Source organism: Chryseobacterium gleum, assembly GCF_900636535.1.
Taxonomy (GTDB): domain Bacteria; phylum Bacteroidota; class Bacteroidia; order Flavobacteriales; family Weeksellaceae; genus Chryseobacterium; species Chryseobacterium gleum.
Genome location: NZ_LR134289.1, coordinates 4,518,785 through 4,539,930, shown reverse-complemented (window position 1 = coordinate 4,539,930; position 21,146 = coordinate 4,518,785). Strand labels below are relative to the sequence as shown.

At 33.4% G+C, this 21,146-nt stretch carries 26 protein-coding genes; 8 read left to right on the top strand and 18 right to left on the bottom strand.

The window, feature by feature from the left end; all coding sequences use genetic code 11:
- Positions 1-2: 2 nt before the first annotated feature.
- Entirely contained in the window at positions 3-179 is a 177-nt protein-coding gene (locus tag EL165_RS25935) for a hypothetical protein (RefSeq protein ID WP_002984621.1), read from the bottom strand.
- Complete coding sequence (locus tag EL165_RS20760) at positions 176-448, bottom strand: hypothetical protein (RefSeq protein ID WP_002984623.1); 273 nt, start codon at positions 446-448, stop codon at positions 176-178. The genes EL165_RS25935 and EL165_RS20760 overlap by 4 nt, the downstream gene beginning before the upstream one ends.
- A gap of 182 nt (positions 449-630) precedes the next feature.
- Here EL165_RS20760 and EL165_RS20755 point away from each other — a divergent pair, with 182 nt between their 5' ends.
- Positions 631-1,101 carry a helix-turn-helix domain-containing protein gene (locus EL165_RS20755; RefSeq protein ID WP_002984624.1) on the top strand — a complete coding sequence of 157 codons (471 nt, stop codon included), beginning with the start codon at positions 631-633 and terminating at the stop codon, positions 1,099-1,101.
- 238 nt (positions 1,102-1,339) lie between these two features.
- Here the strand turns inward: EL165_RS20755 and EL165_RS20750 are convergent, their stop codons facing one another.
- Both EL165_RS20750 and EL165_RS20745 read right to left on the bottom strand, forming a co-directional pair.
- Positions 1,340-1,837 (bottom strand): hypothetical protein, encoded by a 498-nt coding sequence (locus EL165_RS20750; protein ID WP_126358682.1) that lies wholly within the window; start codon positions 1,835-1,837, stop codon positions 1,340-1,342.
- On the bottom strand, positions 1,794-2,087 hold the full coding sequence (locus tag EL165_RS20745) for a hypothetical protein (RefSeq protein ID WP_002984630.1): 294 nt from the start codon (positions 2,085-2,087) through the stop codon (positions 1,794-1,796). The genes EL165_RS20750 and EL165_RS20745 overlap by 44 nt, the downstream gene beginning before the upstream one ends.
- A gap of 192 nt (positions 2,088-2,279) precedes the next feature.
- Here EL165_RS20745 and EL165_RS20740 point away from each other — a divergent pair, with 192 nt between their 5' ends.
- From EL165_RS20740 to EL165_RS20730, 3 genes are all read left to right on the top strand, one after another.
- Positions 2,280-2,810 (top strand): DUF4468 domain-containing protein, encoded by a 531-nt coding sequence (locus EL165_RS20740; protein WP_002984632.1) that lies wholly within the window; start codon positions 2,280-2,282, stop codon positions 2,808-2,810.
- Between the two features lie 330 nt (positions 2,811-3,140).
- Positions 3,141-3,890, top strand: coding sequence for a hypothetical protein (locus EL165_RS20735; RefSeq protein WP_002984634.1), 750 nt, complete (start codon positions 3,141-3,143; stop codon positions 3,888-3,890).
- Positions 3,868-4,488 carry a type II toxin-antitoxin system VapC family toxin gene (locus EL165_RS20730; RefSeq protein ID WP_002984635.1) on the top strand — a complete coding sequence of 207 codons (621 nt, stop codon included), beginning with the start codon at positions 3,868-3,870 and terminating at the stop codon, positions 4,486-4,488. Before EL165_RS20735 ends, EL165_RS20730 begins: the two co-directional genes overlap by 23 nt.
- Positions 4,489-4,820: 332 nt before the next feature.
- Here the strand turns inward: EL165_RS20730 and EL165_RS20725 are convergent, their stop codons facing one another.
- Together EL165_RS20725 and EL165_RS20720 are read right to left on the bottom strand one after the other, a co-directional pair.
- The gene (locus tag EL165_RS20725) at positions 4,821-5,651 is read right to left on the bottom strand and encodes a GLPGLI family protein (RefSeq protein ID WP_002984637.1); all 831 of its coding nucleotides are present in this window, start codon (positions 5,649-5,651) and stop codon (positions 4,821-4,823) included.
- A gap of 68 nt (positions 5,652-5,719) precedes the next feature.
- The gene (locus tag EL165_RS20720) at positions 5,720-6,022 is read right to left on the bottom strand and encodes a hypothetical protein (protein WP_002984639.1); all 303 of its coding nucleotides are present in this window, start codon (positions 6,020-6,022) and stop codon (positions 5,720-5,722) included.
- Positions 6,023-6,340: 318 nt separating this feature from the next.
- Here EL165_RS20720 and EL165_RS20715 point away from each other — a divergent pair, with 318 nt between their 5' ends.
- Positions 6,341-6,757: a hypothetical protein gene (locus EL165_RS20715; RefSeq protein WP_002984640.1), complete on the top strand. Its 417-nt coding sequence runs from the start codon at positions 6,341-6,343 to the stop codon at positions 6,755-6,757.
- Positions 6,758-6,886: 129 nt separating this feature from the next.
- On the opposite strand, the gene EL165_RS20710 is transcribed toward EL165_RS20715, so the two are convergent.
- Positions 6,887-9,355: a TonB-dependent receptor gene (locus EL165_RS20710; RefSeq protein WP_002984642.1), complete on the bottom strand. Its 2,469-nt coding sequence runs from the start codon at positions 9,353-9,355 to the stop codon at positions 6,887-6,889.
- Between the two features lie 451 nt (positions 9,356-9,806).
- On the opposite strand from EL165_RS20710, the gene EL165_RS20705 reads away from it, so the two are divergent.
- Positions 9,807-10,598 carry a DUF2490 domain-containing protein gene (locus tag EL165_RS20705; RefSeq protein WP_041462137.1) on the top strand — a complete coding sequence of 264 codons (792 nt, stop codon included), beginning with the start codon at positions 9,807-9,809 and terminating at the stop codon, positions 10,596-10,598.
- A 109-nt stretch (positions 10,599-10,707) separates the two neighbouring features.
- Here the strand turns inward: EL165_RS20705 and EL165_RS20700 are convergent, their stop codons facing one another.
- Together EL165_RS20700 and EL165_RS20695 are read right to left on the bottom strand one after the other, a co-directional pair.
- Complete coding sequence (locus EL165_RS20700; RefSeq protein ID WP_002984647.1) at positions 10,708-11,403, bottom strand: hypothetical protein; 696 nt, start codon at positions 11,401-11,403, stop codon at positions 10,708-10,710.
- Positions 11,404-11,750: 347 nt separating this feature from the next.
- Positions 11,751-13,283: a M20/M25/M40 family metallo-hydrolase gene (locus tag EL165_RS20695; RefSeq protein ID WP_002984649.1), complete on the bottom strand. Its 1,533-nt coding sequence runs from the start codon at positions 13,281-13,283 to the stop codon at positions 11,751-11,753.
- Positions 13,284-13,449: 166 nt separating this feature from the next.
- Between EL165_RS20695 and EL165_RS20690 the strand changes: the two genes are divergently transcribed.
- Entirely contained in the window at positions 13,450-14,058 is a 609-nt protein-coding gene (locus tag EL165_RS20690) for an FMN-dependent NADH-azoreductase (RefSeq protein WP_002984651.1), read from the top strand.
- Between the two features lie 565 nt (positions 14,059-14,623).
- Here EL165_RS20690 and map read toward each other — a convergent pair.
- Positions 14,624-15,388 (bottom strand): type I methionyl aminopeptidase, encoded by a 765-nt coding sequence (map, locus tag EL165_RS20685; protein ID WP_002984652.1) that lies wholly within the window; start codon positions 15,386-15,388, stop codon positions 14,624-14,626.
- A 209-nt stretch (positions 15,389-15,597) separates the two neighbouring features.
- Between map and EL165_RS20680 the strand changes: the two genes are divergently transcribed.
- The gene (locus tag EL165_RS20680; RefSeq protein WP_002984654.1) at positions 15,598-16,002 is read left to right on the top strand and encodes a helix-turn-helix domain-containing protein; all 405 of its coding nucleotides are present in this window, start codon (positions 15,598-15,600) and stop codon (positions 16,000-16,002) included.
- Positions 16,003-16,162: 160 nt separating this feature from the next.
- Here the strand turns inward: EL165_RS20680 and EL165_RS20675 are convergent, their stop codons facing one another.
- The 8 genes from EL165_RS20675 to EL165_RS20640 all read right to left on the bottom strand — a co-directional run bounded on the left by EL165_RS20675 (position 16,163) and on the right by EL165_RS20640 (position 21,111).
- Complete coding sequence (locus EL165_RS20675; RefSeq protein ID WP_002984656.1) at positions 16,163-16,555, bottom strand: hypothetical protein; 393 nt, start codon at positions 16,553-16,555, stop codon at positions 16,163-16,165.
- Between the two features lie 98 nt (positions 16,556-16,653).
- The gene (locus tag EL165_RS20670) at positions 16,654-17,139 is read right to left on the bottom strand and encodes an RHS repeat-associated core domain-containing protein (protein ID WP_002984658.1); all 486 of its coding nucleotides are present in this window, start codon (positions 17,137-17,139) and stop codon (positions 16,654-16,656) included.
- Positions 17,140-17,200: 61 nt separating this feature from the next.
- Positions 17,201-17,725: a hypothetical protein gene (locus EL165_RS20665; RefSeq protein WP_002984659.1), complete on the bottom strand. Its 525-nt coding sequence runs from the start codon at positions 17,723-17,725 to the stop codon at positions 17,201-17,203.
- Between the two features lie 43 nt (positions 17,726-17,768).
- The gene (locus tag EL165_RS20660; protein ID WP_002984661.1) at positions 17,769-18,023 is read right to left on the bottom strand and encodes a hypothetical protein; all 255 of its coding nucleotides are present in this window, start codon (positions 18,021-18,023) and stop codon (positions 17,769-17,771) included.
- 1,007 nt (positions 18,024-19,030) lie between these two features.
- Entirely contained in the window at positions 19,031-19,387 is a 357-nt protein-coding gene (locus EL165_RS20655; protein WP_232529198.1) for an RHS repeat-associated core domain-containing protein, read from the bottom strand.
- Between the two features lie 236 nt (positions 19,388-19,623).
- Positions 19,624-20,109: a hypothetical protein gene (locus EL165_RS20650; protein WP_002984667.1), complete on the bottom strand. Its 486-nt coding sequence runs from the start codon at positions 20,107-20,109 to the stop codon at positions 19,624-19,626.
- Between the two features lie 282 nt (positions 20,110-20,391).
- Entirely contained in the window at positions 20,392-20,772 is a 381-nt protein-coding gene (locus EL165_RS20645) for a hypothetical protein (protein ID WP_002984670.1), read from the bottom strand.
- A gap of 72 nt (positions 20,773-20,844) precedes the next feature.
- On the bottom strand, positions 20,845-21,111 hold the full coding sequence (locus EL165_RS20640; protein ID WP_002984672.1) for a hypothetical protein: 267 nt from the start codon (positions 21,109-21,111) through the stop codon (positions 20,845-20,847).
- Between the last annotated feature and the right edge of the window lie 35 nt (positions 21,112-21,146).

Genomic DNA, 21,146 nt, shown 5'->3' with positions numbered 1-21,146 from the left:
TTTTATATTTTACCTTTAGCGAATTGAGCATCTAAATAATCCGAATAAAACTTCCCGAGTTCCTTTTTTGATTTTTTCTTCTCCGACACTCCCTCAAGTGTTCTTTTGCATAATTTTACTCTCTCTGCCTCAGGAAGCCTATTCAGATATTCTTTTGCTATTATGTAGTCAGTGTTCATGATTGAAGAATTAAACTAAGTTCCTTTTTACATCTTAAAGCCTCCTTCCTTTTTGCTTCTGCATTTTCTAAAGCTTTCTTTGCCAAACAGATTATCCCTTTCTCATTTCCTTCAGAAACATTGTTCGCTCTTCTTTTTACGTAATTGAGAGTAGAAATACTTACACCTGTTTCAGTGCTTACATTTGCTACATCTTCCTTAGTTGTAAAGTCTCTCAAATAATTCGAAAGTCTTAAACTAATAGGTTGACCGTATTTCAATTTTTCCATACTTTATTTATTTTAATTAAAAAATAGTTTTATCCCTGTTTTTTCACATTGAACAAAAAGACTAACTTTGTGTTGTTGTTTTGTTGAGACAAATATATAACCATTTTAGTTATAAAACAATAAATTATAATCATTTTAGTTATATTTTATGTAACTATTTGATTTTCAAACACAAAATTTTTATGTCGAAAGAGATCGTTAATAGATATTTAGCTAAAGAATTTAAAAAACTTGGCAAATCGCAGAAAGATGTAATAGAGGATTTAAATAAAACACAGCCGTATGTTTCTGCACTAATGTCTGGAAAAAAAAGTGTAGGAAAGGAAGTAGCGGTAGAACTGCATAAACTTTACGGATTCGATCCAGCTAAAATTTTACTTTCAGAACTTGAATATCTGAATATAACCAACGAGGTTATATTTGATAAAGATGAAAATGATATTGAATTAAGTGATTCTGAAAAAATAGATGAGATGTATAATTTTGTTAAAAAATATACAGAAGAAATAGACTCTATTAAATTTAGATTGAGAGTATTGAGCTCAATATCTACGAAAGCGTTTGAATTATTGTTCGAAAATTTCGATATGGAAACGTTAGACACTGAAGCAATAGAAAACCAAGTAAGAAGCGAGCTTAATTCGGAACAATAGTTAATGCGAATATTGCGCTTCGTAGTTTAGAAACATCATTGCTATGTTTGATAGCTTCAATCATTAAAGAAATATCTTCCTCTTTACATATTAAAGTAGACATTCTATTTATTATTTTTACACTATTCGACAAATATTCCTTTTTGGATATTAACTTTTTATCCTTGTATAAATGCCTGTTATGAGCATACAAAGACTCCAAGTGTTTTAATGTATCTTCTTTTTTTTTGAATCATACTTAATATTGGCTTGAATTTTCGTTTGTATACTCCTCGATTGAATCAACTATTACAATGTCTCTAAACTTTAATTTTCTTATGTATCTATTAAGTCGGAAAATAATATAGAATCCTGGAATTAGCATTATTAAGAAGCCTATCCTATGAGACCAATCAGGATTTATTTCATATCCATATCTCATCAATTCGTACATTGCTAAAGAATAGCAGGCAGCATATATAGGAAAGTAATAGCATAAATTATATGCTCTCATTATACGCCCAATACTACATAATACTATTGATAAATATATGCTTTCAATCCATATATCAGACCTAAGTAAAACCCCTCGACCATCTACCATTTTATCAAATTCCGGATAAATCCATGAAATAAGATTATCTGCAAAAGGAACAAGGCCCGATATTATCACTATTATCGAGCCTGTTAATTTTAAATACGTTAGTCTATGTTTACCTCCTAGGCGGGATAGGAACGTCTTTTGGATCTCCTCCATCTATTGGATCTAGATTTGTATCTGGACCATCACTTAATAAACCATTACCACTTTTAATGACAATTGTGTCACTTATTGCTTGCGGTTCCGCTTCACGGCTTTGAATTCCAGATTTGTTTAACTTAATTTTTTCTTGGTTACTCTTTTTCACTGACTCGATTGCTTCCTTTCTTGTTTCTTCATCACGATCTGAACACGCATAAAGTACAACAGCTGCAACTGCAGTCAAGATTATTAGTTTTGTTTTCATAAAATAAAGGTTTTAAATTCTATGTAAAAATACTAATAATTAAAGTGTTACATAAGTTCTTGTAAACTTTATCAGTCCTGCTAATATATACAATTATTTTAATTTATAATGCCGTATTTATACGGATTTTATTACGGGTTTCCGTAATTTTCCAATACTTTTTAATTTATATCTTTGTGGTAAAAATTAATCATGAAAAAGTCACTATCTATACTACTATTTTTAATTAATTGTTTAATATATGCACAGGAACTAAAATTCGAAGATGTTGTAAAAGTAGACTCACTTACGACTAAAGATGAACTATACAATAGGGCTAGAAGCTGGTACGCAGACACATTTCATAGTGAAAAGGATGTAATGAGTATTGACGATAAAATTTTGGGAGAGATTTCCGGGAATGGAGCTATCAGATATGAGCCTAGAGGTTTCTATTTTGGAGCCTTATGTGCAACAGGATATATATCTTATAAAATAAATATATATGTAAAGGATGGAAGATATAAATACAACTTCCATTCATTTATCCATGAAGGAACAAGATGTCCCGGAGGCGGTGGGTTAGTTTCATATGGCCTTTTAACACAAGATAAAGAGCATCCAAAACAACCTAATAAAGGATGGAGAGAAGTTAAAGATTTAGCAAATGCAACTGCTGAAAGATTGATTTCATCATTAAATGAAGCTATGAACAAAAAACACGAAACAAATAACAACTGGTAAAAATAAAGTTATTTTGTATAAGTTGATAGCACTATTACAACACCGACTAACAAGGTATTTGAGCGTAAATTAGTAGCAAAAACTAACGACTTTGATACCCCAATATTGAGTCTATGATCGTTACTATATAATATATATTTAACGTAGATATATGACAGGTTATTATAACTACATCTAAGTAATTTCAAACCTTTTAAAAATTGACAAAACAGGAGCTTTAAAAAAGAGCGAGAACATGAATAATTATTAATGAATACGCTATTTCTTACGGGATTCCGTAATTTTAGATAATTATTTATTTGTATATTGCAATAGTTATTATATAATAATATGTTTAAGTTTTCATTAAAAATAGATGATCATAATCACAGTTTAAATGCTGAGGACGGAATTTCTATTGATACTGTTTCAGACCTATTGAAAACTTTATATAATGCTATTGATGACGGAACAAAGGCTAAATGCACGCTTAGTTCTATTCGAGGTAATTGTTATGCACTTGATTTCAGCACAGAAAATATTAATCAAAAAGAACAATTTATATCTCTTCATAAAAAAATTGAAGAATTTTCAACCCATGAACTGAATAGTTATGAGCAAAAATATGCCACTGTTTTAAATGTTATTTTTAAACAAGGGTTCTACATCAATGCGTATAGTGAGGGTGAAAGAATAGCAAAGTTAAATAAAATTAATGCAGATTCTACACCATATTATTATTATAGACAGAAAACAATATATGGGATAATATCAGAACAAGGTGGAAAAGCTGTTGATTCTGATGTAAAACATATAATTGTTGACGGATATGGAAAAAAAATAAAAATTAATAACGAACTTGATCTTCAATTAAAAAAACATTACCGGACAGATAAACTGGCAATTAAAATTCGTACTAAAGTTTCGATTAAAACTGGAATGGAATTTAGCGCCGAAATTATCAGCTTCAGGGTAATTGGTAAAAATACATTGCTGGAGAATTTAAATGCAGAAGGTCCTGAAGAATTTAACTTCTTAAAGGGTATTAATACTATGGATGATCTTTTAAATTCTATTTATGGTTACCGAAAAGAGAATTAGTGAGTGGGAAAATATCTTAGTTGATACAAGTATTCTATGTGCTTTATTTAAAGCAGTAGACGAGGGTTCTGTTGACGAACAGTTTTTATTCGTTAAAAAGCTAATGCACTATTTATCTAATACAAAAACTGGAAACTCAAAAGATAGACGTTTTTTCATAACATCTATTACAGTATCAGAATTGCTGTCAAAAGAAGATGATAGAGAAAAAATAGCAAAAATTGTTAGAATATTAGATAGTCAAAATGTAGAATTTATTGATTTTGACTTGGGCTCAGCTTTTTTATTAAATAATGATTTCCGGGAATATCTTAGCAGAAAAAAACTAAATAATTTCGCTGCCGAAATGGGTTTTAAAAGTGGTGATTTCATGATGGCGAGAGAGTGGATTTCAAAAGATATGATGATTATTCAGAATGGCAAATTTGCTAATGTCGATGTGATATTGACATGTGATAAAAATACTTTTTATCCTATTTCAGAAAAATGCTCAGTATTTACAGCTTTAGCTTATGAAGAGTACTTTAAACATGATCATGGAATTATGTTAGCATATTTGCATGACATTGCAAAATTAAATTATATCGCACTTAATTAAATAAAGCCCCAACCGGGGCCTTTTTTTGTGGATTTATTTTTATATTTGCGACCTGAACATTTGAGTAAAATGAGTAAGAAATGAGTAAATAACGCCTATTTTTTACGTATTTCGAAAATGTAACTTATTGATAATCAATTACAATATTTTGCATCATGGAATCCCTTCCTTTCTGCAAGAAAAGTCTTAAGTATATACTTAAGACTTTTATATTTTATGCTTTAATTTAAAGGTTACCACTTAGTGTCTTTAAAAGCTAAAACTCACTTTTTACAACACTTTAGACCAATAACAAGTCATTTTTTTGCCATAGCAACAAATTTTACAATGCACTACTCAATCTCCATTGGTTCATATTGAATATTTTGTTGTTTTAATACTATTGGTGTCCCATCTTCATTATAAGCCTTACCAGTATAAAAAGCATTAGGATTCTCTTTATAAGTTCGTTGTACATTTCTAAACTTTTCTCTTGTAGTCCTTAATATACTTTTCTCATTTCTTAGATAAATAAGCTTGGGGGTTTTTGTAATTCCCACTGCTTCAAAAGTATATTTCTTATCAGTATCTTCAACTTCTAAAATTAAACCAGGTAATCCTCCAAAAATATAAGGTCCATTATTAATAGGTATGCCAGTGGTGTACCATGCAATGTAATTTCTTCCTCTATAGCTAACTGTTGCCTTATTACACTCATGCCCTAGTAATATTTTTTCTCCTTTCTCTAAGTTCCAGTTAAGTTTTGGTTGGTCTTCCTCATATTGATATATAGATTTGAACCTCTCCTGAACTGTCATTATATTATTATTTTTGAAGATTATATTATTCCATAAAACTCTTATTTTCATAAACTCACCCATTTCTTTAGAGCCAATCATGTCCTGTTTACTATATTTTTCAGATAGTGAATCCTTTTTCAACTGATTATAATCTAAGAATTTAGAAACATGATCTCCCAACTCAAGAATACACATCACCTCTTTTTTGCTACTAGGAAAGAGGGCATTATCTAAAAAATTTACTTTATAGTATATATTATACGAACTTGTTCCATAATTAGTCACTTCATAAGGAGAAGTTTTAATTGAAAAATTCGGCGAAATAATGCCCTGCCCACTAATGAATACAATAATAAAAGAAAATATAAATAGATAGAATTTCATAATTTCATATAAATAAAGAATCAGCAACTTAACAGTTACTGATTCATGGTTAAAATAATTTTTTAATATTACGTATACTGACCAGTAAATGTAGATGCTCCAGCACATTGTTGATTAGTAAACTGAGTAGCCGCCGCATCTAGCTCCTCAAAACTAGAATAATCACTTGCATCCAGATAAAATACTTTTCCACACCAAGTAGAAACTCCTATCCAATTATAAAAAGCAGCTTTTGCTTTATTAGAAGTATTACTATTAACAGATTTATTATCAGTAGTTTTTGCTTTTCTGATTACTTTGTTATCAGCACTACCTTTAGCACTCATAAATCCTGCTACACCAAGAGCAGCAATAAAGAATATTTTTTTCATCGTTAAAAATTTAATTATTAAATAAATATTTCAGATTGCAATCTGCATCAATTTTATCAAATATTTTTATTATTCACAATAAAAAATATAAATATTTTATTATGTTAAAAAAAATAACTAATTTTAATATACATTTCATAATAATAATTTCACCAAATACAAACAATACTAATTACACTATTAATTAATTTCGATGAGTTAGGATTATTTTATAAGTATTTCTACTCATCCAGATAATTGGTAATTTATACGCTACGCTATTTCCTTTGTTGTTCGTTACTTTGAAGTATAATCTAATCACCAAAAACCGACTTAATTATGACATCAACAAGTGTAAATGCAAATTCTTCAGGTCAGTTAGTACTTGGAAACGGAGCACAATTCTGGGTGTATCTTTCACCGCAAAATGATACCTCTAAAATGATCTCTACATGGCGTGTTACCTTCTCGCAAGGAGACTGGAGTGACTTTATTTCAAGTGAGAATCCAACCAAACAAATCCAAACCCCTAATCTTTCAGGGATTTTTGATATCAGAGTAGAATTACTAAGCGGATCTACCGGTACATGGCGTCAGATCCCTCCTCAAACAGGAAGTCACAATGAAATAGGCTGTAATTCCAACTGTGCCTCTATGGTAGGCATTGTTGCAGACAGCACCAATCCTCCTATCGGAGCCATCAATGCCCATTTCTGGACAACATGGGATGCGATGTGCGGAGTAAGACAAAACTGATAATAAACAGCCCATAAAACAAATTGCCACAATATGTAGAATATTGTGGCAATTTACCTTCAATTTGACGGATGAATATTTACAAAAGAAAGACCGGACTTTTAATCCGGCCCTTATAATTATCTTTATTTAAAACTTTAAAGAAACACTTCCAAGAAAACGCGACGGAGCCTGTGGCGTTAAACGTACAGACCATGCTTTTTCGTTGGTAATATTATCGAATTTCAGGCCTACTCTGTATTTTGGCTGATCATAGAAAATTCCTAAATCAAACATTTTGTAAGATGGAATAATCACTTTAGCTGTTTGTGTATTGGTTTGATAGGAAGAGGATCCCATATTTCCACCACCGCCTATTCCTAAGCCTTTTAATTTTCCTTCAGGAATACGGTAGCTGACCCAGAAGTTGAACATATTCGCAGGTCCGGACAATGCAGGCCTTAAGCCATTTACCGAAGGATTGGCATTGGTAAATTTACTGTCATTATAAGCATATCCTGCAACAACATTGAATCCATCAAAAGGATTGGCAGTCAGCTCAGCTTCGAAACCTTTACTTACCTGTGTTCCATCCTGTATGGAATAGTTGATATCATCAGGATTTGTTCTTAAAATATTATCTACACGGATATTGTAATAACTTAACGTACCTACAAGTCTGTGGTTAAAAATATCTGCTTTTACTCCAAACTCTAACTGATTGGCATATTCAGGTTTGAAGGTATTCCCGTTGATATCCGTTCCGCTTACGTTATTAAAGCCGTTCATATAGTTTCCAAACAGGGAAAGTTTATTTTTCAATATTTCATAAACAATTCCCATTTTGGGTGAAAAAGCGGTCTGTTCATAAGGTCCCGATTGTGCCCCACTGCTACTTAAGCCACCTTTGATTTCTCCTGTTGTTATATCATACACTCCTTTGAACTGAAACCGGTCCACCCTTAAACTCGCCATTACCATAAGCTGATCCGTAATATTAAAAACATCAGAAACATAAGCAGCATAGGTATTATCACTGTTATTTTCCCTTCTGAAGGCTGAAGTAGCGGTAAGCGCATCGATCGTATTGCTATTCACTCTGAAGTCAGCCGAAGGATGAACAAAATTAAATACCTTGGTATTGGTATGGTAACGGTCAAAATGATTGGAGTTATTATAAAAATCCAATCCGACAACCATTCTGTTTCTGAAACGTCCGATACGGAAATCCCCGATGAAGTTCTGTTGAATATTGGTGGCAATAAATGAAGTGGTTCCCACCATGACCTGAGCGCTTGCTGTGGAATCTGTTTTTCCGTTGATGGCAGAAATATATCCGTTAATGGTAGATCTTGCGCGGGAAAGTATTGTTTGAGAAGTCCAGTTTTCTGAAACTTTATAATTCAGCTGGGCGAAGATGTTCAGCATCTCTGTTTCGTAAGCCAGGTCATCACTCAGGAAGTTTTTATAATACGGAAACTTCATATCTGCAATAGACTGGATTTTGTTACTTCCGGTATAAGGATTGAATCGTACAACCGATGTTCCTTTTGCCTGATTGAACTCTACATCCAGCAGGAGCGACATACGGTCATTGATCTGATAAGAAAAACTGGGAGCAATAGCCAGTGAGTTGGTAAATCCGATATCCTGGAAGCTCTTTTCTGTAGTTCCTGCCGCATTAAGGCGGAAAAGAGCTGTTCTGTCCTTATTTACCGGTGTATTGACATCCACAGTCAGCCGGTTATAATTCCAGCTTCCTCCTACATACCCTACTTCACCGCCAAAATTATTGTAAGGTTTTTTCGTTACCCTGTTGTATACTCCTCCGTAACTGCTGGCCACACTTTTCCCAAATAAGGTAGCTGAAGGTCCCTTAATAGCTTCTATACGTTCAAGGTTTACAGGATCAATCACTGAAAATGCAGCTCCTGCGACTCCATTTCGGGCATTGGGTTCTGTTTCAAATCCCCTTGAGCGGAATGTCACTCTTCCCTGGTTGGCAATCATAGGAACTCCGGCACCCGGTACGTTTTTGGAAATACTTCCCAAATCTACAGCAACCTGTTCCTGGAATAATTCTTTGGTAACCGTATTGTATACCTGAGGATTTTCTAAATTTTTCAAAGGCAATCTGGCTACAAAACTGCTTTCTTTTTTCGAAAAACGGTTTGTATTTTTCATTATGACCACTTCCTGTATAGCCTGTATATTTTCCTGGGTAAGCTGATAATCCAGTGTTGTTGTTTCACCAGCTTTTACCTCCACCGGGAGACGAACTTCTTTAGTTCCCAGAATCTGTAACTTCACAGTATAAGAACCTGCGTTCAGGTTTACAAAATGATAATTTCCTTCGTCATCCGTAAGGGTTTGCCGATTCGCTTCCGGCAAGGAGACAGATATTGCCCTTAATGGCTGTCCGTCCACCATATTTACTTTTCCCGAGATTCCGCCCTGCAGATTCTGTGCTTGTATTGCTGTTAAACCGGTTAGTAAGAATAATAAAATAAGAAACGGCTTTACGCATTGCTGATTCTTGGTTGAAATATCATTCTGTCTTGTCTCTACGGAATGAGGCATATGCTTCCCGGGAAACATACATTCATTAGGTTGTATCATTTTTTCAGCCTTATTTAAAGTGATTATAAATAAAGGTGCAAAATAACGGAATTGAAAACTCTCCTACAATATTAATTTGAATTATTCTAAATAAATATAAAACATAGCTTCGACCTTAAGTAAATTTTTATAGACTCCAATAAATGTTTAGGAGATTATTTACTTTTTTAAAAATTGATGAAATTAACTTTTCCACAAACTGCTAACATGTTATCCACATTTTATCCACAATCCGTTTAAAACCCTATTCCTAATTCTATCCTAAATCAAGTTCTTATTTTGTCTCGTTTTTAAACAGTATTGAAAGATTTTGAATAAACATTCTATGAACCAGACTTATAATTTTGCTGTGATAAAGTATTCTCACTATGTAACTGCGGTATTCTCTTCTATCTTATGGTTTCGCAGTCATTTAAAATTAACAGTAAAACGGCTATCCGTCATATTGGGCATGAAGAAAATTTTTGCAGGTATATTCTTATTGGGATGTATAGGAACCACTATCAAGGCACAGATCAGTCCGCCGGGGCTGGGAGACGCCAACAATGCATTCTGGGGTGCCTTTGGAGTTAAACAGCAGCTGGATTCTTTAGGAAAAAAGCAGGCTTTGAGCTATGTTGCCATCGGGAGAAAAAGCAGCCCGGATAACCATAATTTATTTTCAAAGCAGGCTATCATTGTTTTGAATCATGAGGTATACCACTCTTTTGCCCCGCATCAGCAATACAGCTATGCACTGAGTTACCGCAGACAACCCCACTATGAGAATAACGCTCCTTATGAAAAAGAAAATACCGAACAGGAATTCAGGATCTACGGAAGATATGCATACACTTTTGATCTGGGAAAAAAGTGGAAGCTGAAAAATACGGTCCGGCAGGAATTCAGGAAATTTTTTGATGCAGACTTTCATAAGGTGGAAGAGGATTTTCAGTTGAGAACACGGATCAAAAGTCAGCTCACCTATAATTTATCTCCTAAAAATAATCAGAAGCTGGCTTTAAGTGCAGAAGCATTGTTTTCCATAAGTCATCTCAACGAGCCGGATGCTGAATGGAGTGCCTTTGGATATCGTGAAATGCGTATTGCCGCTTATTATATGTTTACAATCCCAAACTCTCCTTTTACAGTAGATGTAGGATATATGGATGATCTGATCAGAGACAGCAGAAGTATTCATCATGGAGGGGTTCATTATCTGGCAGCCGATCTGATATGGAATATTCCTTACAGAAAGAAATAACAAAAAACCACCTTTGTACAAACAAAATCCCGATCATCACTGACCGGGATTTTTGTTGAAACATAAGTTTCCCTGCAATATAATTAAGTATGAATGTTTGGTGTATCGTTTAGTTGCAAAGCTTCAGGAATTCGCGGCTCATCTGTACATTAAATTTGGCTTCCGCTTTGGAACGGGCGTAAATCGTATGTTTAAAAGCATGTACCGTTTTCAGTTTCTGGTCAATAAATTCTGCAATCTGCACTACAGAGAACAGGAAATCCCTGTATACCGCCATATTGACCGTCTGCCCATAATACGGAAGGTATGCTTTTAAAAAGGGTATTGCTTTCTGATGGCGGTTATAGCTGATGCAATATCCTACCCCTTCTACAGAGGTAACAATAGCATAGTTATTAAGATAATCATGAATATTTTTGTTACCGTCCAGAGCCTGAGGATTTTTTGAACAAAACTTATTGATCTTATCAAGAATGTGCTGGGCGTACTCCATCATGGAGATATTTTTAAATTCAAAAACCTGATTCATCCTGTTGGCGGGTGAGGTTTCGTTTTCGCAATCAATACAGAAAGAAATCCCTATTTTTTCATGGTAAGGAAAAAAGCAGTCTTTCACTTCAATGGAGGCATCCGGCTTTAACCTGTCATCTGTAAAATTGTAATAGACATACGGACTGTAAAGTTCAGCAAGCGCATTCAGATAGTCTGTTTCGCTGGTATTATGATATTCTTCAAACCATTTTTCAAGGTTGTCATAATAATTACTTTCGAAGTCGTTAAAGTTTAAGTAAAATGGCAATTCCATAGCTCTGTAATTTTGATATGACAAAGCTATATCCGTAATGCGACAAAACTTGACGCAATATATTTTTTGTGAAAGATTTTTTGGCCAAAGGTCAATTTTTGCTTCGCAAAGTCAATTGTGAATGGGTATTAACGCAAGGTTTGCAAGGTTTATTACTATGCAGAATTTATTTGTTCGCAAACACACTTCGTTCAGCCAGGACATTAGTTTATCCATTGCTGAGTGAAACACCTCTGCGATCGAAAAAAAATAAACATCATAAAAAACTTTGCGAACGCTGCGTTTAATAAGATGCGAAATTATACTAAATTCACAAACACAGCGAACCGACCGTTCACCATTGACATTTATTTATCATAATTCTTCATCACATACTCAAAGTAGTGGATCATTTTCAGATAGTTTTCAATGCTGAGATATTCATTGGTGCTGTGAATGCTTTGCTGTTCGGCACTGTTGATCTTGATCGGCATGAAACGGTAAACGTTTTTACTTACGATTTCATATTTACCTGCATCCGTTCCTGCCATGGTAAGGTATGGCGTAACAATCGCTCCGGGATGAATTTCCTTAACGCCTGCTTCTATTATTTTAAAAGCTTTTGTATTGGTTGGAGAAATAGCGGAAGCTTCTCTGGTATTATCAATTTCTTCTACTTCCACATCAAAACCTTCAGTAGCTTTCGCAATATGATCTTTTACATCTTTCACTGAATTTCCGGGAAGCAGTCTGAAATTAACCACAAATTCCACTTCAGGAGAAAGTACGTTGGTCCCGTCACTTCCTTTCATCATCGTTAATGCTGTGGTGGTTCTTACCAATGCATTGGTGGTATTGTTTTTGGTGAGCTGTGAGATCAATACCGGTTTTAAAAGCCATTGATTGGCCAGCGCCATTCTTGTAGTAAAAGGCATTTCACCGCCAATATTATTAAAGAATTCTTTGATTAACGGGGTAATAACTGGTTTCATCTGATCATCCTCCAAACGCTGCATGATGACAGCTGCTTTCCCGATAGCACTTTCCATAGGAGGCATAGAAGAATGTCCGCCTAGACCTTTTACTTTTATCTTTGCTGACAGGAAGCCTTTTTCAGCACACCCTACTACGGCAACATCAGTATCAATTCCTGCTACATTTCCTTTCCTCATGATCAATCCTCCTTCGTCATAAACAGCATCGAATTTCAATCCTTTCTTTTTAAAATAATCTGCAATCTGAACGGCTCCTTTTTGCCCGCCCACTTCTTCATCAAAACCGAAAGCCAGATAAATATCACGCTGAGGAATCTGTTTGTTTTTAATCATAGAATTCATAGATTCCATCAAGGAGAAAAGCATTCCTTTCATATCTATTGCTCCTCTTCCGTAGATTCTTCCATTGGCTACCGCTCCTGAAAAAGGGGCAAAATCCCAGTCTTCCGCTACTTTTGAAACAGGATCAAGCGGTTTGTCATCCGGCCGGAATACATTTTCTTCATTATTTTTGACATCTGCATCTCCGGGAGGAACAACGTCCATATGGGAAAGGAATAAAATGGGTTCCAGAGCAGGATTGCTTCCTTTAAGCCTGAACACCAATCCATACTGATTCACCTCAACATTTTCTGTATTCTGATAAACTAACGGATAAGATGTTTTTAAATAAGCTTTGAACTGATCAAACGGCGCATAGTCGAATTCACCCAGACTACCTGTAGAAACTGTGGGAACCTTTATTCCTCCTGACAGCCTCATTACCGCAGAGTCATTTTTTACAGGTTTCCAACCTTCTCCTGCTCCGATATTATTTTTCTTAAACGGATAAGTATAGGTTTTAATCAATACAACAGCAGCCAGAACGACAATGATTCCCAGAAGGATTAAAAGAAATTTTTTCATAGTAGATAGTTTGTGAAGTGATTTTATTCAATAAATATAGTAAAGTATCGGGTGTCTGGCAATTTAAAAACCATGCTTTTTCAAACAACCTATATCAATTAATGAGATAAAAATAAACAGATAGGTCCCCTTAATGAAAGCAAGATCGTCATCAGTATAAAAAAGTATGAAGAATATTCTGCACATTATCTCCAGCGCAAGAGGAGAAAAGTCTTATAGTAACCAGCTAAGCTCAGCCATTCTGGAAAAACTGTTACAAAAAGGTAACATCAACAAGATTACTCTACGAAACTTAGTTAAAGATGCCCCTCCATATGCAGATGAAGTGTCCATTCATGAGTTTTATAAACACCCTGAATTATACGATGAACAAAGCGGGCAGCTTCTTTCGTATGCCAATCTGATTGTGGATGAAGTGCGTGAAGCGGATATTATTGTCATTGGAACACCGGTTTTCAACCTTGGAATTTCCACACCTCTGAAAGCCTGGCTTGACCAGCTGATCCGCGTAGGAATTACTTATGTTTTTGATGAACAATGGAATCGCGTGGGCCAGCTTAAAGGGAAAAAAGTATATCTTGCTGTTGCTTCCGGTGGCAGAAGTGCTGAAGGTTCACCGGATTATATTTCAGCTTATCTTGCGGATGTTTTCAGAAGTTATGCAGGAATTACGGACGTAGAAACTTACCGCATTGAGGGAACTATGGAAAACGGTTTTACAGCGGATTATGAAAGTATTTTGAAAGATTTTAATTCCGTCAATGAAATGCTTTAAAAGCGGATGTTATTGTAAACGCAAAGTTTTCTATTCTTAATGCTGAATATAAGGGAGCAAAGATGGAATCAACAAGTTGATTGGATGAAGCTTTATGATTTCAATGGTGTTTATTATTTTGTTTTAACGCAAGGGCGCAAAGGACTTTAAACGATAATATGTTTTTTTTAAGGCGCAAGAAAATTCAAGATTTTCAGCAGGGAAATGATGATGGAAATCTATCATATTGAAGAAGACTTACAGCGGATTATGAGCGTGTGCTGAAAGATTTTAATCTTGTCAATGACATTTCTTAGCAAGTTTTACTGGAAACGCAAAGTTTTCTATTCTTAATGCTGAATATAAGGGAGCAAAGATGGAATCAACAAGTTGATTGGATGAAGCTTTATGATTTCAATAGTGTTTATTATTTTGTTTTAACGCAAGGGCGCAAGGGACTTTAATTATGATACGTTTTTAAGGCGCAAGAAAATCGAAGATTTTCAGCAGGGAAATAATGTGAAAATTTCATCAACAAAACTTTGTCGTCTTTGCGGTTTATCAACTATGAATAAACATCCTTTAATTAATTCAGGATTTCATTCATTTCGGTTAAAATGATGGGTTTTCCGTCGGTAATTACAATGGTATGTTCGTGCTGGGCCATGTAACCGCCTTTATTGCCTACCATGGTCCATCCGTCTTTTAATTCCACAGCAATTGTGGAATCTGTGGAGATAAATGTTTCAATGGCCACCACAGCGTTTTTCTTAAAACGTCTGGAATCAAAACGGTTTCTGTAGTTAAGCAATTCATCAGGCTGCTCATGTAAGCTTCTTCCTACTCCGTGGCCTGCAAGATTCTTAATGACTTTAAGACCTCTTTTCTTCGCTTCGGTTTCCATTAAATGTCCTATGTCTGCTATTCTTACACCGCCTTTTATATTACTGATCGCCTTTCTCAGAATGTCTTTGGATGCCTCCACCAGTTTCTGATGTCCGTGAATATCTTTTCCAATGACAAAAGATCCGCCGTTATCTGCCCAATATCCATCCAGCTCAGCAGAAACATCAATATTGATCAGGTCACCTTCTTTCAACACTCTTTGATCTGTGGGAATACCATGGCAGAATTCATTATCTACGCTGATGCATGTCCAGCCCGGGAATCCATAGGTCAGGTAAGGCGCTGATTTTGCCCCGAAACTTTCCAGTATTTTGGCTCCGTATTCATCAAGATCTTTTGTGGTCATACCGGGTTCAGCATATTCTGTCATCTTTTTCAAAGTAAAGGCAACGGCTTCACTTACTTTTTGCATTCCGAGCATCTGATCTTCGCTGGTGATTGACATATTTGTTTGATTATTGTTGAGAACTACAAAGTTAGGAAATTAAAACGTTCTGAGATAGCCTGTTTCCATAAAGTAGCAGAGAGCGGTTATGGAGTGGCTCGTGATGCTTTAAGAAAAGAGTAACCGCAATGCGAATATTTTACCGGACATTTTTTCACCTTTACTTTACAGAATGTAGTATCTTTGAGTCTTCACAAATTGATTAAAGAATGGATCACAAAATACATCAGGGAAGAAATGTAAAACGTTTCAGAGAAATGCTGGGCATCAAGCAGGAAGCATTGGCACTTGATCTGGGCGACGACTGGAACCAAAAAAAGATCTCTTTACTTGAACAAAGAGAAACCATTGAAAACCAACTGCTGGAAAAAATATCCGAAGTACTGAAAATCCCCGTAGAAGCTTTTCAGAATTTTGATGAGGAACAGGCGGTGAACCTAATTTCCTGTACATTTTCAGATAATGCAATGTTTAATAATAGAATCGAAGTTCAAAATATTAATCCTATTGATAAAATTGTTCAACTTCACGAAGAAAAAATCGCGCTTTACGAAAGAATGCTGAAGGAAAAGGATGAAATGATGAGCAGACTGGAGAAGCTGCTTGATAAGTAAGGCTTTTTGAGATAAAACTTCCAATAAAATGATAAAAACCACTGCAATGCAGTGGTTTTGTTTTATTATCCTACTTTGGGGCATATTGTATTGGAATTACTTTTGTTATTGGCTCAAAGTCAGGAGACTTTGCCAGTTGGGGCTTTGTTCAGTGTTTTTTTTATTCTATAATCTTTTTATAACAATTCTCCCCATCATGGTAGCCAAAGCAAAGTATAATATTCTTATCTTTTTTCTCAAAAAAAGTAGTATAGGTCATATCAGTATCATTCACATCTTCTGGAAAGGCAATTAAATCTTTATCAAAATTTAAATAAAAATCATTAAACTTTATTGTGTTACCTTCTAATTTGTATTTCGAATTGTAATTCAACACTTTCTTCCCTTTTATATTGTAAATTACTCTGTTATAAACCCCATCCTTGTTAATCGTTAAAGTGTCATATGTATTTTTGTATGATATGGGTGAATATTTTCCATATATATCTTCATTACTAATATTTTGGCACGAAAATAAAAAAGGTAATAAAATTAAACTTATACTTTTCTTCATATTTATTAATTTAAGTTGTTCGATTTAAAATCTAGGTCTTGTTAGTATAGATGGTGGTGTTATAGCTTGTTTAAAAACGTTCTTTGAGGTTGGGTTAATTACTTTTTTTTGAATTTCGGAGTTGCTTTCAGTCTATCCTTTTTCATCAAAAAACGATTAGGTTTATTATTAGCATCAATTTTTATTATCTTACCACGATAATCTACAGTAATATCATCTAAAAAAGAATTAAAATCAAAACCAGTAAATATATTACCTCCCGAAGTTTCAGTACTTGTAGACATTATTGCAACATAGGCTTTAAAAGCCTGTTGTGCCGCTTCTCCTGAATAAGAAATATCATTCCCATCCGGATCAATCACCATCACAGGATTGTTGATGGCATAGTTATAAGGACTCCATGCACTGTATTTCTCAGACATGGCATCCATGGAACCCCATCTTCCCAGATCCGGCATCAGCATCCTGGCGCCGTAATCATACATCCCGGTTTCCTGAAGTTCTTTACAATTATTATAATCCAAATAATAAAATACTCCGGTAACGACAGTGAAATTATTATAAAATAATTCATATCCCTTCATCTCTTTTGCTGCTTTCAGAGATTGGTTGATGATGGTAGCATTAATCCAAAGATTTACTATTTCATAAACTTATATTATCATTTCTTTTTCCCCATTTTTGATATAATTGAAACTCATGTACCTGTTTTAATCTATAGCCCGGCGCATGAGAAACTCCTTTTTGGGATCTAACATTAATAACTGAAAAACCTTTTTCAAAGATTGTATTTTTTTTATCAAAATTCCTGTCAATTGTTGACACACAAGGTAACCCTAGGGAATCATGTGGTGGAATAGAAATTGGAGTTAATGCTTCAAAATTTATCTTAAATGTATCTTTTTCATAAATATGTCGATAGTTTGTTTGAAAATCTTTAAGAGAAATTTTAAGGGTATCATTTGTTGGATTCCCAAAAAGTAAAAAAGTTTCTACATTTTTTATCCTTATACTATCTTTTGAATAATCACATACTAAATTTTGGAAAGAACAAACAACATCATCATTCTTTAACATAGGTTTCTTACATGATATAAATAAGATAATCAATAGAAATACATAAATTTTAAATTTACTTTGCCCTGTACGTGTTATAATACCATTTATCATCGTTATAATTTTTTTTCATTAATTTTTGAAATTCAGGTGTCGTTTACTTAAAAAGAGGAGAAGCCATTTGATATTCATAAATTTTAATATGTTCTTTTGCTAAATCTAGTTTAGATATATTAATATCATCAGGATTTACTGTTAAGTGACCTATTTTTCCGCCCTCATGACTTAATGCAGAAATCATATTGTTTTTATCATTATAATATGGATGAGCTTTTCCATTGCCAATCATCAAAGAGACTGTTTTAGATCCCTTATTTGCCCTGCTCTCCGAAGTCTCCTGACTTTGAAGCATATTGCATAGGAATTATTTTTATTATTGGCTCAAAGTCAGGAGACTTTGCGTAGCTGGATGTAAGTCTATATGATGGTAGAATAAAACCTTTGTCTTGCAATTATTCTTAGCAGAAGACATGCTCGAGACGCTCGCACCTGTTTTGTGACACACAATACCAACTGTCCACAGTATCATTAAAATTAGAGTATTGAGTTCAATACTCTAATTTATGACCAGTACATTTATCTGACTTTCTTTTTAAAAATAAATTTATAATATAATAGAACTATACTTGTATAAATAGCTACATTAATTATGAATTGTCCAATACTACTTCCATTAAGCTTTTGACAATCACTTGAATAAAACTCAAAGTAAAATCTTGGTAGGCCTATTGAAAAAGCATTATTAAAAGGTTCTTGGCCAAAAGATTTTTGATATAAAATACTTAAAAACAGATAAGAGAAAAATCCTACTACTATTTTTGTTATTCTTATTATTAACTTCATAACTAGATATTAAATTTATTTTAATGGTACTGTTGCATTTCTATAATATTCAATTGGTTTCAAATATCTTTCACCAATAGGCGCTTCTCTTTCTTCTGCTTCATTTCATATGTCATTTCAAATACAGATTTCTGTATTTTAAATTACCATATATAGGATCTTAAAAAAGTATAAACCAGTATTATCAAACAATCAATATAATCCAGTCAGTTAAAGAATTATTTAAAGATCAAGAATAATGAAATAATAAAAATACAATATAAAAAAGAATAGGAAATAGGGGATAATATATTATATCATAATATCTTTTCTTATAAAGAATTATAAAAACTAATACTGAAATAAAAATATTAACAATTATTAAAATAGGAATTACAGTTGCATGAAACTCATAATATAATTTTCTATTAAAATCATATTTAAATAGAAAATGAAACATTAAATAAATAAAAATATTTATTAACAACAATAATGATGGTATATATTTAATGATATCTTTTTTCATATTCATATTATTTATTTTTTAAAACCTTTAAGATCAAACCCCGTAAAAATATTTCCTCTCGAAGTTTCAGAACTTGTAGACATATTCATTTGCAAAGCTCTTCCAAATGCTACTGCTGCATCCCCTGTATAGGTTTGTATATCATTCCCATCCGGATCAATCACCATCACAGGATTGTTGATGGCATAGTTATAAGGACTCCATGCACTGTATTTCTCAGACATGGCATCCATGGAACCCCATCTTCCCAGATCAGGCATCAGCATCCTGGCGCCGTAATCATACATCCCGGTTTCCTGTAGTTCTTTGCCGTTGTATTTGTAGCTGTAAAAGCTTCCAAAACCTGAAGTACTGAACGGTCCGGAGATATGGTTCAGCCCAAAAGCATAATAATTGTTGGTATCGATAATTTCAGGAGCGCCTGTGCTGTTTTTAAATAAGAAGGGTATAAAACCACTGCAAAAGCAATGATTTTAATTATTTATAAGACACGAAACAAGAAGGAAAACATTCCCCTCCTAATCATCAATAATGTGAAATGTAAAATTATTAGCCGGCATTTGCTATAATATCGTGCAATACTCCTATTGTCAAACTCATTTTTCTATTTAAACAATATCATTAAATTTTCAGGCAAATTTTTGTTATTGACAAAATTATTTAATGTATCTATGTCTAAATTTATTGGAAATGAAAGTTCTTTTAAAGGTATCCATATTTGTTCATTAATTTTGTAATCCTTAACTAATTGTATAAATCTTTTGTTGGCTTGTACCTCAATATCAAATACATTTTGATTTCCAAGCATATCATATCCTCCTAGATAACTAGACTCTAAAGGATTATATTTATTTTTTAAATTATCAAGAATAACATTATCATTAATTTTAAGAAAAGAAAAATCTATGGCAACGAAATAACAGTAATCTATGAATTTAAGATTATTACTTTCGTTTAATTCATGATTCGAAATCCCCAAATTTATATAGGGAATCAATAAATTTTTACCATTTAATAAAACTTTACCAAAATATGCATCTGAGGTATGAATCTCATCTATATTTTTACTGTGTATTAAACTTTCAAACATATTTATCTTATTTTTTTAAGAATAATTTGATTAATCTTGCCGTTAATAGGTGTTCCATTTGATCTTAAATATCCATTATTAACAACATCTTCTGTTTTACTTAAAACTTTATATGCACTTAAACCATCCGCTTTTCCATTCCAAATGGAATTAAAAAATTTATTTGACATCGTACCCCCTGCTCTCCGAAGTCTCCCGACTTTGGAGCATATTGTATAGGAATTACTTTTATTATTGGCTCAAAGTCAAGTGACTTTGCTCAGCTGTGGTGGTGAAAACAGATCAATTTTTATAATAGAGGATATTTTGGTCTGAGTTTGCTTGAATTACAGTTTGTTTGTTTTCATTGTAGATCGGGCAAGAAAATCTGATTAAAAACTTTTTTGCTTGCTCCTCTGTTAAAAAATCAGTCAAATTATAATCCTCGTTATTATAAAAGTTATAAAAAATTATTCTGTTATCATTTAATTCCCAAGTTGAATTCCCCTGGTACATTAGTTTTCCTTGCTTATTGTAGATTTTATGTATATATACATTTTTCTCAATAATAATAGAATCAAGAGTTTGTTTCCCCTTATACTCATATTTTCCTAAAATCTCGTCTGTATTACTAGAACATGAATAAAAAAATAATGAGAGTGCTAAAAATATTATCTTTTTCATTTAAATAAATTGCTTTTTGTTGTCCACCAGATATATGTTTGATGAGTTGTACTTTGGGGAATGGCTATACCTTTACTCCTTGGTATATTTCTTTCTTCCCTTATTAAAAGGATTAAGGGAGTATGATGAAACCGACTTGGAATCAAACGCCATAATTACTACTTTATTTCCAAGTGAATAAAAACTAAAGTTAGTTTTCCCCATAAACTGTCCTTGTATATTAAAATTTTCTCTTAAAAGACCCCACAGTCCAAAAGAAGCTTCATAAGAGGTTTTTTCATTCATTGATGTTTCTGCAAAATCTGTTGCAGCATCTAAATAAATTTGTGTTTTAATCAACTTTTGGACGGCCTTATTATTTTTACCTATAAGTA